5 protein-coding genes are annotated in these 17712 nt (G+C 72.3%); 1 reads left to right on the top strand and 4 read right to left on the bottom strand.

Going from position 1 to position 17712, the window contains the following annotated elements; genetic code table 11:
- Positions 1-12: 12 nt before the first annotated feature.
- The 4 genes from ABT015_RS31710 to ABT015_RS31695 form a co-directional block, all read right to left on the bottom strand.
- Positions 13-3285: an SdrD B-like domain-containing protein gene (locus tag ABT015_RS31710; protein WP_350885284.1), complete on the bottom strand. Its 3273-nt coding sequence runs from the start codon at positions 3283-3285 to the stop codon at positions 13-15.
- 174 nt (positions 3286-3459) lie between these two features.
- Complete coding sequence (locus ABT015_RS31705; protein WP_350885282.1) at positions 3460-9414, bottom strand: hypothetical protein; 5955 nt, start codon at positions 9412-9414, stop codon at positions 3460-3462.
- A 40-nt stretch (positions 9415-9454) separates the two neighbouring features.
- Positions 9455-11788, bottom strand: coding sequence for a hypothetical protein (locus ABT015_RS31700; RefSeq protein WP_350885280.1), 2334 nt, complete (start codon positions 11786-11788; stop codon positions 9455-9457).
- Positions 11785-17352, bottom strand: coding sequence for a DEAD/DEAH box helicase (locus ABT015_RS31695; RefSeq protein WP_350885278.1), 5568 nt, complete (start codon positions 17350-17352; stop codon positions 11785-11787). The genes ABT015_RS31700 and ABT015_RS31695 overlap by 4 nt, the downstream gene beginning before the upstream one ends.
- Between ABT015_RS31695 and ABT015_RS31690 the strand changes: the two genes are divergently transcribed.
- A complete protein-coding gene (locus ABT015_RS31690; protein ID WP_350885276.1) occupies positions 17353-17634 on the top strand; it encodes a hypothetical protein in 282 nt (93 codons plus the stop codon).
- Positions 17635-17712: the final 78 nt, after the last annotated feature.

The raw sequence follows: 17712 nt of genomic DNA, 5'->3' as shown, positions 1-17712 counted from the left end.
CCGTCATCGGTGTCAGCTGTGTCGTCCGGGCCGTCGGTAGACCACCGCGCACAGCGCCACACCGCCCAGGACGGCGAGGGCGCCGAGGGCTGCGATCAGCGCGGCGGGCGCCGAGCCGCCGGTGTTGGGCAGCGTCCCGCCGCTCGCCGACGGACTCGGACTGCGGGTCGGGCCGGTGGTCGGGGTCGTGCTGCCGGATCGGGTCGGGGTCGGCGAGGGCGAGGACGTCGGCGACGGGGACGACGTCGGGGACGGCGAGGAGGTCGGCGACGGCGACGGGGAAGGCGACGGGGAAGGCGACGGCGACCCGGTGGGGGTGGTCGGCAGGATCACGCCCATGTCGAGGTCGAGGTCGCGCTGCCCTCCGCTGAGCGTGACGGTCTGGGTGATGCCGGTGGCCGGGTCGGCGTCCGAGTCCTTGGCCGGATCGGTGCCGACGCCCCGCTTGGTGACGACGGCGCCGGCGGGCAGGGTGGACAGGTCGAACTGCACCGCGTAGCTGCCGTCGGGCAGGTGGTCGAAGAGGTAGTGGCCGTTCCGGTCGGTCACGGTGGTGACCGGCTTGCCGTTCTTGTCGCGGACGGGCTGGCCGTTGCCGTCGAGCAGCTTCACCGTGACGCCGGCGATGCCCGGGTCGCCGGGCTTCTGGATGCCGGAGCCGTCCACGTCCTGCCAGACGAAGTCGCCGAGCGCGTTGTCGGAGGGCCTGGTCTGCTTGACGGCGACGCCGACCTTGGCCGGCTCGGCGGGCAGCAGCTGGCGGCCGCTGGCGTCGGTGGCGGTGAAGGCGAAGCTGTTCCAGGCGTACTCCCCGTCGGGGGCGTCCACCGAGGCGACCATGGGCCAGGTCAGGGTGAAGGCCTCGCCGGAGGGCAGGCTGCCGGGGCGGCGGACCCGGAACCAGGTGGCCGTTCCCGGGCCGGGGAAGGTGCTGCTCCAGGTGGCGCTGCTGTTGCAGCCGGTCCGGTTGACCAGGGCGGCGTCGACGCACGGGTTGGGGTCGGTGGTGTACTCGATCCCCACGGTCGGGTCGCTGGTGGTGATCGGCTGGCTCAGCGACGGGGTCCAGGCGCTGCCGCGCGGAGCGTCCTGGGTGAGGACGTAGTTGTCGCCCGGCGTGGGGAGCTGGTCGTAGGCGATGAAGTCGGTGACCGGGTCGGGCGAGTCGTTGCGGACGGTCATCCGGTAGGAGATCCGGCCGCCGGGGGTGGCGCTGCCGATGCTGACGTAGTCGGCGTCCAGGTCGCCCATGACCTCCTTGTAGGAGCGCAGCACGCTCGGCACGTCCACCTGGATCCGGGAGGAGGCGTGGCACATGAGCTCGGAGGTGTCGCCGTTGCCGTTGAGGTCCAGCACGTCCGGCGTGCTGCCGCTGTCGGAGCCGGAGAACATGCAGGAGACCGGCGCGGTCGGCTGGTCGACGGTGACGTAGACGTCGTTGGTCAGCTCGCCGGAACGGATGCTGCTGGCGACCTGGACGTCGAAGAGCATCCGGTAGGCCAGCGCGTCGTGCAGGTACGTCATGTCGGGCGCGCCGGCCGGCCATTCCATCCGGACGATCTGGCGGCCGTCCGGGCCGGGGGTGACGGTGATCGACCGGGGGGCCTTGGCGTCCGGGTAGTTCGGGTCGGGCCGGGCCGAGCCGTCGACGTAGACGACACCGGCCGGGAGCACGTCGTACAGCACGAGCGGGCGGGTCAGGTCGCGACCGCTGCGGTTGTACGGGATCACCTGGAAGGTCGCCATGCCGCCGGGTGCGGACAGCTCGCCGGCGACGGTGGTCTTGGCCGCGCCCAGGTTGGTCGCGGCGGTGACGGTGGTCGAGGCGCAGGCGTTGGCGGCGGAGGTGCTGGTGCCGTCGCCGGCGGTGGTGTCCAGACAGTTGGTCAGCGGGCTGGGGGCCGGTCGCCCGTCGTGGCCGGGGGTGACGACCTGGGCGATCACCTGCACCGAGTTGCCCGGGCTCCAGCCGGTCGGGATGGGGCCGTTCCAGGTGAACCTGAGGCCGTCGAGCCAGCGGCCCGCCGGGATGCCCAACTCGTCGCGGGCCGGGTCGCCGGCGCCCTGGACGAAGGTGATCCGGCGGGCGCTTGACCCGTCCAGCGGGCTGGACGGGCTGAAGGTCTGCCAGGTCGGGTCGCCGTCGAGGCGGTACTGCAGGGTGAGCCCGATGCCGGTCGGGTTCCACGGCTCCAGCTGGAGGGACTGCGGGAAGAGCCAGTTGTACAGGCCGTCGGTGGTGCCGGCGCCGGGGTCGGTCATGGTCAGGCTGGTGGCCGGGCCGGAGGTGTTGGTGGCCGACAGGCCGAAGGAGCTGATGTCGCCGGAGACGACGCTGTCGCGCCACACCTTGCCCGCGGTCACCACCACGCCGGTGGCCGGGGGCCGGAACTGACCGGTGGTGGTGCCGGCGGTGTCGAGCTTGCGCTCGGCGTCCGGGCCGATCGGGTCGCCGTACAGGTCCACGGTGTTGTCGGAGGTCGTCCCGTCCGGGAAGTCGGCCTCCGGGTAGTTGACGACCAGCACACCCGGCAGCCGGCAGCCGCCGCGGCCGTTGCCGGAGCGGAACTCCCCGATGTCGTAGCCCCAGGTGTCGGGGCCGGGCGCGACCTGGCTCCAGCCGGGCGAGCGGCCGGTGTCCACCACGGCGCCGGGCGGCAGGGTGTCCAGCAGCCGGCTGGTGTCCAGGTCGACGTTGGGCACCAGGTCGGTGGCGCAGGCACTGAACTGGTAGGTGACGGTGCGTCCGTCGCTGCTGGAGGTCTGGATGCCCTTGGTCACCGTGTACTGCGGCTGCACCTGGGCCTTGGTGCCGGCGGAGGCGGTCTGACTGGGCTCACCGGTGGCCGTCATGGTGGCCGAGTTGGTGGAGACCGTCCCGTCGGGGGTGGTGAAGTTCGGGTACTTCATCGTCACCGTGATGGTGGCGGTGGTACCCGGGCTGAGGTCCTTGAGCCTGATGTCCATGGCGCCGCCCATCGCGCCCGCCGCGGGCACCGTGGAGGCGGCCTGGTCCACCGAGGAGGGGTCGGGCGTCCAGCCGAGGAACTGCATGTTCGACGGCAGGGTGTCGGCGATCCGCCCGTTGGTGCACTCGGTGATGGAGCAGGTGTACCGGAGGGTGTAGGTGACGTTCTCCCCCGGGGAGGCGGTCGCCTTGTCGACGGATTTGGTGAAAGAGATCGCGGCCTGGGCCGGCGGCGCCAGCACGCTGCTGCTGAGCAGCGAACCGGCCAGCAGGGCCAGAACCGAGGCGATCCGCCCGGTCCGGAAGTGAATGCGCATCTCGGAAGTTCATCCGACCGCCCGACCGTCCCTCCCCCGACGCAACGCACACCCCCCCACTTCCACCCGATCGGCCCCACCCGCCGAGCGGGCCGGACCACACGCCCGTCGGAGCAGAAGGACGGAGCTGGGCCGCCAGGGGCGAGCGGCCCAGCTCGACAGGGGCTCGTGGGATCAGAGGCGCGACCAGCAGTCGTGCAACAGCGGCTCTAGCCGCATCCGACCGCCGTTTCGGTCGAAGGCCTGGAGCGCTTCCAGACAGGTCAGAACCCACTCGGCATCGGGTACCTCCAAGCCGGCCAGTTCGATCGCGGTGAGGATGTCCTCCTCGTCGGCCCACTCGTCGCCGAACTCCTTGGCCACGGCGCGGTAGCCGTCGCCGATCAGCGGTTCCGTGGTGAGTCCGACGTCGTCGAGGAAGTCCTCGACGAACGCCTTCTGCTGGAGGTCGTCGCGAAGCCGGTTCAGGGCCTCGTCCTCGTTCCCGGAGTGGTTGTGCAGGCTGATGGCCCGGTCCAGCAGTGCGGGCCAGCCGCCGGTGAGTTCGAGCAGCCTGGTGACCCGCTCTGCGGTGAAGAGGTCGGTGCGCTGCGCCCAAGCCCGCAGGCTGCGCTGGTCGTGGCGGCGGAGGAAGACCGCGATTGAATCGCCCTCCTCCGGATCCGTCAACAGTTCGCGCCAGAGCTGAAGCTGGTGGAGTCCGACGATCAGGACGACCGCGCGGGTGACGTCGGTCCGCTCCGGCACGAGAGTCCGGGCGAGGACGATGGCATCCCGACACGTGTCGTTGCTGGTCATCTTCGCCGCCAGGTCGCTCACGATCACCCGCCGCGTGCCGGGCTGGCCCTCGGTGAGGGCCTGCCGGAACACAGACGGACGCCCGATCGGCGGAAGGCTCCAGCCGCCGACCCGGTCGGTGACCGACCGGAGCGTCCTCTCGACATCACCGATACCGGTGGCGGGGGTACCGAAGACCACCCTCGTCTGGTTGGCATGCCCGGCCAGGAGGTCGTCCACCTGCGTCACGGTCAGCGGAGCGGTCCGCTTGTCGGGCAGCTCGGGTCGGCCTTCGAGGGCGATGGTCTCCTCCAGCTCGCACTCGGCGGCGGCGGTGAGCAGCCGGTTCTCCACCTCCTGGGCGGTGCCGATCATGCGCAGGGCGTTCGGCCCGCGCAGGTGCCAGCCCCGGCCGTCGTGGTTCGGGGCGAGGATGCCGAGGCCGACCATCTCCTGTAGGTAGGCGCGGAATCCCTCGCTGTCGAGGCCGGCGAAGCCGTCGGGCCACCAGCTCGCGCACTCGTCGCGGAGCTCGGCGTCGCTCAGACGGGTCTCCAGTCCGTTGTCCCGGGCGTGGCGGGCGAGTACGTTCGCGATGATGTCGTAGCGGTCGTCAAGGGTGAGTGTGTCCTTGAACGCCGCGGTGATGTCGGCTCGCAGCGAGGGGTCCGACTCGACCGCCTCGACGTCGGTGACGGCGATGGCGTAGGGCGGGCCGCCGGCGTCGCCGCGGTTCCGCCGCTGCTGCATCACCTCCACCAGCCGACTACCGAACATCTGCAGCAGGAAGGGCTGGTACGAGCAGTAGCCCAGCACCCGGTTGACCAGATCGACGTCAACGAACTCGAAGCCCAAGGCCCGCATCGGGTCGACGAGCAGATCGGCCGCGAACTGTGGTGCGAGCGGGCCGACGACGGTGGGCGTCTGTGCCAGGTGGCTGAACGGCCCGTTACGGGCCAGCCGGGTGAAACGCTGGACGGAGTGGAGGCCGGCGAAGACCACCTTCATCCGGCCGGGCGTCTCCGTGCACAGCCCGCGCAGCCGTCGGGTCTCGGTGCAGTGCGGCACGTCGGCCTCGAAGAAGCGGTCGCACTCGTCCATCAGGATCAGCAACCGCCGACGGGGTTCGGCGTCGAGCCACTGCTTGATGCCGGCGCGGACCCGCTCGTAGGGATCGGCCTCGGCCTTGCGGCGGGGCCTCGCCAGCACCTTCTGGTCCGTCAACTCGCGATCCAGTACGCCCCAGATGGTCTCGGCGCCCAGTGCCGTGCCCTTGCCGATGTTGTGGTGGTCCAGGTTGAGGTAGAGCTTCTGGTGGTAGTCCCGCTGCTGCTCGGCGAACCGGTCCCCGGCATCGTTGAGCAGGGCCGACTTGCCGAGGCCGCGTCCGCCGAAGATGATCTGGGTGCCGTCCGGGTCGAGGATCCTCTTGCGCTCGGCGTCGCGTCCGTAGAACATCTCCCGGCCGATGCGCCCGCGCTTCTCCCTGATGTAGGGGTTCACTCCGGAGAACGGCAGGAGCGTTTCGGTCGCCACGCTGACCTGCCTGTTGCCGTGGGCGGCGAGGTAGGCGAGCGCGGCGTCGTCGACGACCATCAGCGGGGCGATGTCCACCGAGGCCGCGGCGAGTTCGGTCCGCGCCTTGCTGTCGAGGGCGCCGAAGTACGCGACCAGCAGGCTCTCCTTGCTGGGCTCCTGGGCCACCCGGCTGAGCAGCAACTGCGCCGAAGGCCGGCCCCAGATCATCAGGACCCGGAGCCGGCCGGCCTGTTCGAGGATCTTGGATCCGAAGACGGGTGCCCAGGCGCGGCCGTTGATCTCGATGTCGAGGACGTCGACGAAGCGGTACTCGACGCTGCGCGGAAGGCCGTTCAGCGGAAGGGCCTGCTTGGCCTCGTAGCCGAGGAGGTTGAGCGCGGGCAGGAGCATCTGCCGCGGGTCGGCGCTCTGCCGGCCCTTGGGCGGAGTGGCGCCGAGCGCCTGCCAGGTCTCCAGCGCTTTGGCCGCGCGCTCGGCCTCGTCCCCGGACAACCGGGTGTAGTCGAGCGCGGGAAGGTCCGGGTGTTTGCCGTGGTCGCGGACCGACCGGATCAGCTCGGCGGTGATCCCCGAGCGGAGTCCATTCGGTACGGACGGGAAGAAGCCCGCGAGGTGGGACACGCCGGACACGATCTCGGGCACGGTCTCGCCGAGTTCGAGGAAGTACACGAGGTCGGCGGCGGTGGCCAGCCCGTCGGTCTCCAGATGGCGCAGCACCTGCGCGTGGTCCTCGTCGCTGACCTCGGGGAGCGCGTCCAGCCGGGAGCGTAGCCGTTCGGCGGCCTCGTCGCGGAACCGGGGGAGGAGCTTTGCCACCTGGTCCAGGGTGCGCCGGACCAGGATCAGCTCGCGCTTGCCGTCCTCCTCGGCGTGGGGCTGCGCGTCGGACAGGAGTTCCTGGAGGCTGAGGTCCTGGTCGTCGGTGAGGGCGCCGTCGGCCTGCGCCCGCCGGAGCTCGGCGACCAGGTCGGTGTGCCGGGCCAGCAGGGCCTCGCGCCGCCGCTCCTCGGCCTCGAATAGCTCGGTACGGCGTGCGGGCGGGAAGGAGATCGGCTTGCCGGGCAGCGAGCCCTGTTCCGCGAGGTCGAGGATGCGGTGCGCGGCGCTGAAGACGTCTTGGCTCTCCTGGAGTGCCAGGGCCTCCTCCCAGGTCCGGTCCTGGGCCGCGAGCAGCGCGGACACCGTGGGCTGTTCGCCGGTGGCCAGGGGGATCTTGAGCAGTTCGGCGTCGATCGTCTGGTGTGCGTCGAGGTCGGGAAAGCGCCGCAGGCGGGCCGGGCCCTGTTCGATCTCGTCCAACAGGGCGCTCAGCGACTTGTGGGCCGCCCACGCGGAGGCCGAGGCCAGTGAGGCGGGCGATCGTCCCCTGAGCTTGTCGAGGTCCTCCAGGGCCTGCCGGCGGCCGCCGAGCAGGGTCTGCCGCATGGCTGCTGTCTCCTGCCGGGCCCAGTCGGTCTCGGCGGTGCGGCCCCGCCTGATGGCCTCGGTGGCGTCGATCCAGGACTTGGCGCAGTCCGTGGTCCGTTCGACGAGGTGGACGAGGTCCTGACGTCCAGAACCCTGCAAGACCCGCTTGCTCGAAGCGCGGAGCCCACGGTCCATCCGGTCGATCTCGGACTGGATGTCGGTGAGACGGGACAGCCGGTCGACGGCCTCCCGAGCCCTCGATCCGGCCTCCGGCGAGTCCTCGACCAGCGCGTGGAGCACCGAACCGAGCAGGCCGTCCGGGGCGAGCCAGCGCTTGGCGATGGTGGTGGCTCGGTTGAACCGGAGTCGCGGGGGTTTCAGCAGGTCGCGCGCCTGCTGGACGACGTCGCGGAGCCGGCTCTCGGATTCGGACACGTCCGCCGTACCGCTCAGGGGTTTGGTGAGTGCCAGGGCGCCGCTGAGGGTCGGATCCGCGACCGCGATGGCGAGCGTGGCGAGGCCGTCGGGCAGCCGGGCGGCCAAGGCCTTCAGCTGGGCGCCGGCCGCGTACTCGCCCGTGGACAGCGAGGCGCGGAGTAGCGCGGGCAGCGCGAGCAACTCGGTGTTCTCGAAGGTCTTTGTTTCCAGGGTCTCGCAGCGCAGGAGCGCCTTGACGAAGGCCTGCGGACCGCCGACGGTCCCCGGTTTGAGAGCGGCACCGGCGGCGGCGAGGCGGAGGGAGGCCTGTTCCGGTTCGGGCTGGCCGGCGGCCCGAACCAGGTGGAAGGCGAGACCGAACCGCCCCTCGGCGATCAGCCGGGTGATGGCGGTCGACACCTCGGCGTCGGCCCGGGCGGATGCCGGTATGGCGGGGGCAACGGCAGGTTCTGCCTTCGGGACGGTGGCCGCCCGCGAGCTCGCGGCCTCCTCCGACCGATACCCGGTCGCCGGCGGGGCGGGCTGTTCGACGGTGGCCGGCGGGGTTTCGGGCACCGGCACCGGCACCGGCGACCGGTTCTCGGACGGGACAGCGGTCGCGGCCGGGACGACGGGCGTCGGTTCCGGCCCCGGACCCCGGGCCGGGGTGGTGAGGGCCTGCGGGGCCGCGTCGGCCTGCCGGGGGAACGGCAGCTCCTGGAGGAGAGCCGGCTCCTCGGGTAGGGATAGCTCCGTGTACAGCAGCGCCGCACCGGCACAGGTCGGCAGTGCGGCGCCGATCTGCTGTTGGCGGGACATGATCTCGGCCGGGTGGTCCGGCTGCTCGCGGAGCCGGACGAGCTCGACGAGAGCGCCGAGCGTCGCGGCCTCGGCCCGCTCGGTGTCGTCCCAACGCGGCGAGTCGAGGATGGCGCGGGCCAGCCCGTGGGCGGCTTCGAGTCCGCCGGCGGCGGGGCTCCGCTCGGGGCAGGTGATCGTCAGAAGTTCTAGGAGTGCCGCGTGGGCCGCGCGGTCGCGGCGACGTTCGTCGAGATACGAGCGCACGCTCTCGGTCAGGTCGTCCAGCTGGTTGGGGACTTTCGGCAGGCCTGCTTCGGCCAGGTCGTCCCGGAACTGCCGGAAGGTGTCGGTCAGTACGGTGAGCGCGCGGGTGTCCTGCTCCGCGGGTGGGTACCCGGCGTCCAGCGCCGTACCGATCCGGTGCGAGGCCTCCCGGGCGGACTGGAAGACGAGTTCCAGCGCCTGGTGCGCGGCCGCCACGTCGAGCGTGCGGCCCGGGGCGGGCCCGTCCGTGGCGACGGCCGGTTGTTCGGCCACCTCCTCGGGGGAGCAGGGTGCAGCGGGCTCGGCGAACTCGCCCTGGGCGGGGACGGGCGCGTCCGTCTGGTCGTACAGGCTGAACCCGGGAGTCGCTTCGATGACGTCGTCGGCGGCGGCCCGCACGGCGTCCAGGAGCTGCTGCTCCGCCTCGTACCCGAGCCAGTCGTGCTCGGCGGCCCAGACCAGGACCCGCGCGCCGACCGCCGAGGCGCTGCACCAGGAGAGCATGGCGAGCCGGACGAGGGTGTCGCCCCAGCAGGCCACCGGGTCGGTCACGATCCCCGAAGAGGAGTCCGCCGCGGCGGACACGTCGCTCATCACGCGGTGCGTCAGTGCCTTGACGGCGCAGTGGCAGCGCCGCTGGCGCGCGTCCCGCTGCATGCGCGAGAGCATGTCGCGGCACAGTGCCTTCCCGGCCCGGCGGGGAGCGGCCAGCTTGATGCCGAGCTTGCCCAGCAGCCGTTGGCGTTCCTTCGGGGAGAGCGAGTTGAAGGCCAGCTCGACCATGCCGGCGGTCACGTCTTCGAGGACGTCCGCGACCGGGTGGCCGAGGGCGTTCAGCGCGTTCGCCAGCGGTCGCAGTGTGGCGAGTGTGGTGCCCGGTGGGGACAGCGGGGGTTCCGGCACTGCCTCGTAGGTGTCGTCCATGCATGCTCCGGTTCGGGGGAGGGGAGGGTGGGACACGGGATCATCGCGCCCGGGTGTGCTCGGTGACGAAGGTGTAGCCCGAGGGCAGATCCCAGCCGTCGGCCTTGCCGAGCTTTCGGCAGTGCTGCCGGTAGGCGGCCCGTTGGGCGTTGCTGGGGGTGGCTCCGGAACTCAGGCGCCGTAGGAAGCCGTGCACCTGGTGCGGTTTCGATGCCGGGTGCCAGTGGTGGCCCGGGTCGGCCGCGGCGGGCGCTGCGCGTTGCGCCGGGATGACGACGGGGGCGTATCCGATCAGGGGGATCGCCGGTTCGTCGGGGCGCGCCGGGTAGCGCGGGCGGCCGTCGAGGTCCCGGCTTCCGGTGACCGGGTAGAGGCGCGCGGCGGCGATGAGCTCGTCCACGGCCGCTTCGAGTGCCGTCGCCTGCCGGGTGGCGGGCGGCTGTCCGTACACCGTGAGGGGCAGAGCGGACCGGTCGAGGAGGGCGTGTCCGTCCACGGTGAGCAGCCCGCAGCGGCGTACGGCGCGCATGACCAGGTCGCGTTCGCCGAGACCGGCTGGGGAGTCGGTGTCGCGGGTGCTGCCGGGGGTGCTCTCCCGGGTGAGGATCTCCTTGGAGTAGCGGTGGCGGATCTCGTCCCCGTCGACGATGACGGGCGTCTCCAGCAGCATGGTGGTGGCCCGGACCACCCGCCCGCCGCGCGGCCACTGCAGCAGCAGCTCGATGCCGGGGAAGAAGGTCAGCGGCCAGTCGATGCCAGACAGGCGGCCCGGCTCACCCGAGAGCTCGGGCACGGTGTCCTGGACCTGTTGGGACTCCTCGATCTCCCCGCCCTCGTGGTCGAGTTCGAGACGGACGCGGGTGCCGTCGCGGTGCAGAGCGCCACGCAACTCGTCGGCGATGAGTGGCCGCAGGGGCAGGAAGCCGTCCATGATGTGTGCAAGCCGCAGGGGTAGGCGCCACATCACCTCGCTGTCGGACACCCGCAGCAGTTCTGCCTGTGCCGGCCCGGTGGCACCGAGCGGTGCGTCGACGGGGGCCGGGCTCGGCTGGTCGGTGGGGGCGGTGCTTCGCGGGTCCGGCCCGGTGGCCGGCGCGGAGCGGACGGGCCGTGGGGCGGGTGGTTGCGACGCGGCGCGCCAGCCGAGCCCGGACGGGGCCAGCGGGTCGGCCGTGGTCTCCTCCGCGCCCGGCCGGCGCGATCGCCAGACCCCGCCGCCCTCGAAGGCGTCGTCGAGGCAGACCCGGGTGCCGTTGGCGAACAGCCCGTCCTTGCTCTCCCCGCGCACGACGTCGGCGACGGCCAGATTGGCTCGGCAGACGGCCGCCGCGTAGTCGACCCCGCTGAGCAGCGGCGCGGCCCCGGTGACGGTCGTCAACCAGGGGCCGATCGCGGTGTGGACGGTCGTGGTGGCGGGCATGCCGCGGCGGCGCGGGCCGGCGGCCTGGCCGGCGAGTTGCAGTGAGGTCGCCAGCCTGCTCATGTCACCGCGGCCGAGCGGGCCGTCGTCTTGCCAGGTCGCGGCCAGCGCGCTGCGGGGCAGTGCGTACGAGCCCCAACAGCGCAACTGCTCGCAGGAGTTCAGCACTGATGCGATCGTGCGGAGCATCCGCAGCAGGGCGCCGTGGAGCAGCGCGTCGTCGTTGGTGGCCACGAGGTCGACGAGGGAGACCGGCACTGCGGGGCTCAGTAGTTGGGCCCGGGCCTCGTGCAGCAGGTAGTCCGTGTATGCGGTCAGCGCGTCCTGCCCGGCCGTTCCGGGCAACGGGTAGCGCGCGTTGACCACGACGTGGCCGTTCCGGTCGATCCAGCGCTGCTGGAGCCGCAGCCGGCCGAGCTGGGCGTCGGTGAGGCTGAGCGCGTCGCCGAAGGCGTGGACGTCGGGGACCAGCAACTCGCGTCGTACCGGGGCGTCGTCGGGGCCCGGTACGGCACCGCTGCGCTCGGCGCCGGCTGGCGCTCCGGAGACCCACTCCGGGACGTCGCCCAGTGGGCCCGTCGCGGAGTGGCGTCCCTCCTTGTAGATGACTTCGGCGTACAGCGGCTGCGAACCGGTGGCGATGCGCACCATGGCCCCCACCGGGATGGTGGGAATGCACTCACCGAGGGTGACGACCGGGAAGGCGTCCGGGTCCAGCGGGCTGCCGCCGTACCCCTGGCCGTCGAGGTCGTAGCCGAAGTAGACGGCGTTGAACGCCACGGCGGTGTGGACCGGACCGCGTCGAGCGGAGACCAGGGCCGCCAGGTATCGGCGGAGCCGGTCGAGGTCCGGTGCCGTCAGGGCGTCGGGGCCGTCCACGACGGCGGGCGTGAGGAGCGGTTCGTCGATGTACGGGCGCCAGACTCCGGACGGTGCGGGTGGTGCCAGGGTCACGCGCGTTCCTCGTTCCTTTTGCGTCGGGCCGTGTTCAGGGAGGCCATGGGCACGGGTTGGGTCCGCCAGCGGCCGTTCACGGTGGCGACCAGCGCGCCCGCCGCGACCAGCCGTTGCAGGCTCCGTTCCACCTCGGAGTAGGGGAGTCCGGCCTGCCCGCCGAAGTGCGGGCTGTCGCGCAGCGGGCGGGGGAGCGGCACCAGGCGCCGGTTCACCGGGTCGTACGACGACTCCTCGCCGCGCAGGGCCTGCCACAGCGAGCGGGCGTGCACTCCGCCGGGCATCCGCCGGGCGAGGCGGTAGGCCCTGAGGTCGATCCGTTGCTCGCGCAGTGCGCCGTCTGTGTTCCCCCCGGCGCGCGGGGCCGGATTCTCGAAGGCCAGCGCGACGGTCGGGCGGCGCTGTTCCCTCGGCCAGTCCGGGATCGCCCAGCAGGCCGAGCAGCGGCACTGTGCGGTGCTGCAGCAGCCCTCCGGGAGGTCCACGACGCCGAAGTAGTCGGCGAACTTCCGCTGGGCGCACACCGCCGGCTCGTCGAAGAACGCCCTGAGCAGGGCGAGCTCCTCGCGCGCCCGCTCGGCGCGGCGGGAGACCAGCGGCAGGAATCCCTCGGGCAGCCGGTTCCGTTCGACCCGCAGCCCGGTGACCAGCCGCCTGCTCGGCGCGGCGGAGACGTCGAGAAGCCCCCGGTCGTGGAGGTCCGCGAGAATCTCCCAGCTGCCCGCGGGGCCGTCGGAGACCTCCCGGTAGCCGTCGACGCTCCGGGCCAGGTGGGCGTCGAGCCCGTCGACGCGCAGCCGTGAACGATCGGGCAGGGACAGGACGCTCGCGACGATCGACTGCTCCATGACGTCGTCGCGGTGTGCCGGGTCGGGGTTCTCGCCAGCGGGGTGTCCCTCGCCGGCCTTGACCGCACAGAGCGGCGGATAGTCGCCGAGGTCGGCGACCGCCCCCAGATCGGCCAGCGCGCTGAACGCCCGCATCACTCCGCCGGAGTAGCGGTCGGCCACGTGGCCCTTGCGGATCTCCTCCTCTTCGAGCAGCCCGGCGGCGACGTCCTCCGCCATCAGGGCATCGGCCAGCGTGACCGCGTCCAGGCTGCCCCGTTGCTTCAGGACGGCCCAACCCATGCGACGGAGCAGCGACGGGGAGAGGTCCTGCGCGGTCATGAACCGTACGGTGCGGATGCCCCGACTGGTCGCCAGGGCCAGGGCGGTGTTCGCCGGTCCGTCGTCGGGCCCGGGCCTCCGGTCGGCGCCATCGCGCCCGGCGCGGCCGATCTGCTGGTAGAGCGCGGCGAGATCGGTCGGCGGCGAGACGCAGAAGACCGTCCGGACATCGGGTCGGTTGACGCCGAGCCCGAAGGCGGAGCTGGCCACGATGATGACGGGGACGAAGCCCTCCTCACCCTGGCGGGGGGCTTCGCGGAACTCGGTCATCACGGCGGCCTTCTCGGCCTCGGAGAGCCGCCCGTGGAACCGCAGGACGCGTTTTCCGGCGTCGCCGACGTACTCGCGGAGGTGGGCGTGGAGGGCGTTGACCTCCTTGACGGTGAGGCAGTAGAAGATCGCATGCCCGTCCGCGGCGTCCACGACCCGCTCGGCCAGGCCCGCGACCTCGGCGGTGCCGCCGCGACGGAATGTGCGCCGGAAGACCGCCAGCTCCGGGCGGATCGGGTTCTCCCTGACCGTCACGAGTCCGCCGCGGCCGACGGGGCCGAGCGCTTCGGCCCGCTCCTCGGCCGAGGCGGCGGCGGGAGGTTCGGGCACGGTGCCGAACAGGACCTCGCGCATCGTGGCGTGGACGGAGCGGTTGGCGGTGGCGGTCACTGCGGTGACCGGCAGACCGTGGTCCCGGCGCAGCTCGGAGAGGAACCGGCCGAGGCGGCGCATGCTGGGGCGGAAATCCTCCCATTGGGCCACGGTGTGGGCCTCGTCGACGGCGATGCGGGTCACCCGGCCCGCCGCCACGGCTTGGCGGACGAGTTCGCGGAACCGCCGCTGGCACAGGCGCTCCGGGCTGACGTAGACCAGCTTGATGCCGTGCTCCGCGCGGCCCAGCAGCTGGTCGGCCACCTCCGTCTTGCCGGCCCGGCTGCTCGACTCCCGCAGCGGTGAGATGAGGGCGCGCACCGCGCCGCCGATCGAGCGGTTGAGCTCCAGCGCCTGGTCGTGCATCAGCGCGACGAGCGGGCTGACCACGATGGTGGTGCCCGGCAGGACGAGCGCGGGCAGTTGGAATGTGTAGCTCTTGCCGAAGCCGGTGGGGAGCAGCCCCAGCACGTTGCGGCCCTCCGCGGCGGCGGTGATCACTCGCTCCTGCGCGGGTTTGAGCTCCGTGGGCCGGTCGTCGAGCCTGAGCAGGCCGCCGATCTCGCCCGCCCGTTCCAGGACGGCTGCGACGAGGCCCCCGTCGGCCTGCAGCCGGGCGGTCTGCTCAGGAGTAAGGGCGAGTTCGCGGATCCGGCGGGTGAACGGCAGCAGGGTGTGGCGGTCCAGTTCCTCGGCCGTGCAGAGTTCCGCCGCTCGGTCCGGGGCGATGAGGCCGGCACCGGACATGGACTCCCAGATCCGCCGCCAGCCGTCGGCCATGGTCGTCACGTTGCCGGCCCCTGGCTCGCCCGTGATCGGGTCGGGGCGCAGGAGGCCCTCGTCCAGACTGCCGAGGAAGGCCTTCCGATAGGCGCGGCGCAGGGCCGTGCTGCCGCCGAGTTTGCGGTCACTGATCACGACGACGCCGCGATGGCGGTCGGACCGGATGAGTCGGCCGACGGCCTGACGCAATTGGAGCGCCGCCAGCGGCAGGTAGTACGCCTCGGTGGCGACACCCTCCGGGTCGGGGTCAGCGGCTTCCTCGGCCCGCTGCCGGACCGCCGCGCGACGGGCCTCGACCACCGGCGCGGCGAAGGGCGCGAACGGGAGCTTGTTGATCCAGACCAGCCGCAGTCGTTGTTCGTCCTTCACATCGACGCCCTGCCACAGCCCCTTGGTGCCCACCAGGAAGCCGCCGCCCTCCTCCAGGTCGGTGAATTCGGTGAGGGCCCGGCCGTTGCCCAGGACCAGGGCGTTGACGGTCGGGGCGGAGAGACCGCAGGTACGGAGCTCCTGCTCCAGGAGTTCGCCGATTCCCGCGGCGGTCTTCCGCGCCGTGGTGAGCACCATGGCGCCGCCGTCGTGCCCGTTGCCGTCGGCGCGGGGGCGGACCGACTCCCGGGCGTAGCCGGCGAGTTGGTGGGCGAGGGTGCGCATCGCGCCCTCCTCCTGCTCGGCCCAGGACGGGAAGTCGGAGAAGCAGACCAGCTCGGCCTGCCGGGCCAGGTCGAAGGGCGACTCCAGAGCGAGCGCCGGGAGGGCCGACGGCAGCCCGAGCCTGGTGCGGATGAAGTCCCAGGTCCCGGAGACCCGCAGTGTCGCGGAGACGTAGTAGACCCGGGGGAGCAGGCCCAGGAAGCGGAGCCACTCGGGGTCCGCGGGCAGGTCGATTGGGCTGGACGCGAGCCGGAACCGGTAGGAGCGAAGGCCGCGCTGGGGTTCGGCGAGTTCCTCCAGGAAGACCACCCGGGACGGGAGGGGGTCTGGGGTGTCGTCCAGCTGCACCACGCGGCAGAGCAGGGCGCTGATGTCCTCGCCGAGGCGGCCCAGGGTTGCAGCGCTGTCCCCGGCCCGGCGGGCGAGGGCGAGCACGCGCTCCTTCGCCAGGCCGTCGAGCGCGTCGGTGTGCTCGACGACGTAGCGGGTGAGCAGGGCGGACACCGAGCCGACCACCCGGGCGAAGTCCGCGAGGAGCCGTTGGACGCCCCTGGCCTCCGTGCTTCCGGAGGTCCCCGCGTACGGACTCGCCAGGACCGCGCTGCGGTTGCCGATCCGTACCCCGACACCCCGTGCTCGGGCGTCGAAGGCTCGGGCCGCGAGCCTCGGCAGCTGCTCCCCGTCCAGCAGTGCTTCCAGGGCGGCGATGGCGTCCGTGACCCGATCCCTGGCGGTTCCACCGCGGGCGTCGGCGAGCCAGGCGCTGCACTCGGAGAGCAGTTCCTCCAAGGCCTGGTAGTCGACGGCCGTCGTCAGTGCCGAGGTGGCTGCGTTCTCCAGTTCGTGGGCCTCGTCGATGACCAGCAGGGTGTCGCGGCCGAGGGACTGGAGGTCGTCGACGTGGGAAAGGGCCAGCGCGTGGTTCGCCAGGAGCAGCCGGTGGCCGGTCATCGCCTCGCGCACGGTGTCGGTGTGGGCGGCGATCGGGGTCCGCTCGTTCGGCGCGTAGTCACCGTCGCGCTGGGACAGCGATTCGAGCCACGGCCCGAGGGCGCGGTCGGTGTACTCGGAGAGGAACGCGGGCAGATCCACCGGGTCCACCGACCTGGCCGTCCAGGAGAGCGGGGGCTCGGCGGCGGCGCGCAGCCGCAGCAGGAGGTAGACGGCCAGCTCTCGGAACCGGCGGTGCTCCACCGGGCGGGCCCGGCCGCGAGACTCGGACCTGCCCTGGGCGGCCTGGGCCAGTGCGGCCGTCAGCGCGGCCAGGGAGAGCCGGTTGGAGCGGCCCTTCACGAGGTCGCTGAGCTGCAGGAGACCGGGCAGCGCCGCTTCGAGGTCCGTGAGGTCGTGGGCGAGCTGGCTCTGCAACTGCTTGGTGAAGGTGGCGATGACCGCCCTTCGCCCCGGAGCGCCCGCGAGCCAGGTGAGTGCGGTGGCCAGAATCGCGTAGCTCTTGCCCGTTCCGGTGGGGGCTTCGAGTAGGCCGGAGGTGCCGGAATGGGCCCAGTCGTGCAGGGTGGTTGCCATCTGCTGCTGGGCCGGCCGCGGTGTCGCCCTGGTCCGGTGGACGACCGCGGCGAGTGCAGTCGGGTCCACCCGGCCGTCCTCGCCGAGAAGGTCCGTGGGGAGCTGCACGGGGCGCCGCCCCCGGTGTAGTTCCTGGGAGTCCCGTCGGGGGCGGTGGTCGGCGAGCTCGGCGCTCACCAGTCGGATCACCCGCTGCTGGTCCCATGAGGTGACGTCGGTGTCGGGGCGGATCGGAGCGTCCGAGAGTTCGAACAGTATTCGCCACGTTGGCGAGTCTGAGCAGGCGGTCCGGACTAGGTCACGAAGGTCCTGGCCCCAACCCCGGACCTCGGCGGCCGCGCGGGTCAGCAGGCGGACGAGGAGTTCGGCGTCGTGTGGGGCCGTGTGCGGGCGCAGGCCCGATGCGGGGACGCCCTGTTCGGCGGCCAACGCGTGCAGCCGGTGAAGGGGGGCGACGGGCCAGATCGCGTGTGCGAGGTAGAGCGCGTCCGCCGTCCGCAGGCCGGCCAACGGATCGTCGCAGTCCGCGCGCCGAGCGGACTCCCGGACGAGGGGGAAGTCCAGGCCGGTCCCGTTGTACGCCACTACGACGTCCGCCCCGGCGAGGAAGGCGGCCAGTTCCTGCCATGCCAGGCCGGCCGGGACCCCGTCGGCCTGTACCCGTCTGCGGGTCGCCGGAATGCGGATCTCGTCGGTGTCGCAGGAGAGCTGGAGGTAGCGCTGCCAACTGGGAGCGGTCTTGATCCAGTCCTGGTCGGTGCCGAAGCGCACCGCTGCCGCCTGGTACACGTGGCGTTCGAGATAGGGATCGGCGGGAACGGCCGTGACGACGCTCTCCAGGTCGATCGCGACGGCGCGGAGCCCGCTTCGTCCGGCGGCCTGGGCTGCCGGTTCACCGGGTTCTGGCGAACTGGCATAAGGCACATCATTGATGACGAACAGTCCGTTGATCCTGGTGAGGAGTCCGGCAGTGACAGCCTGATCGGCGAGTTTGAGCACCCGGGGGCGGGGGAGGCCCGGATGGCGGTCACGCGCGAGGGCCACCAGTGCGTCGGGCGTCGCTCCGTCTGAGAACTCCCCGACCAGCGCTGCGATTTGTCGGACCGCGGCGGATGCGCGCGAATCGCCACCCAATAGTGCGCTCCCTTG

Origin of the sequence: Kitasatospora sp. NPDC094016, from assembly GCF_040304045.1 — a bacterium.
GTDB lineage: Bacteria > Actinomycetota > Actinomycetes > Streptomycetales > Streptomycetaceae > Kitasatospora.
The sequence above is the reverse complement of the archived record's forward strand: the minus strand, read 5'-3'. Positions and strand labels throughout refer to the sequence as shown.

Bases quoted from the DNA above. Each gene is read 5' to 3' on its own strand.
- ABT015_RS31710 (WP_350885284.1), bottom strand. From the start codon at position 3,285: ATGCGCATTCACTTCCGGACCGGGCGGATCGCCTCGGTTCTGGCCCTG.
- ABT015_RS31705 (WP_350885282.1), bottom strand. From the start codon at position 9,414: ATGGACGACACCTACGAGGCAGTGCCGGAACCCCCGCTGTCCCCACCG.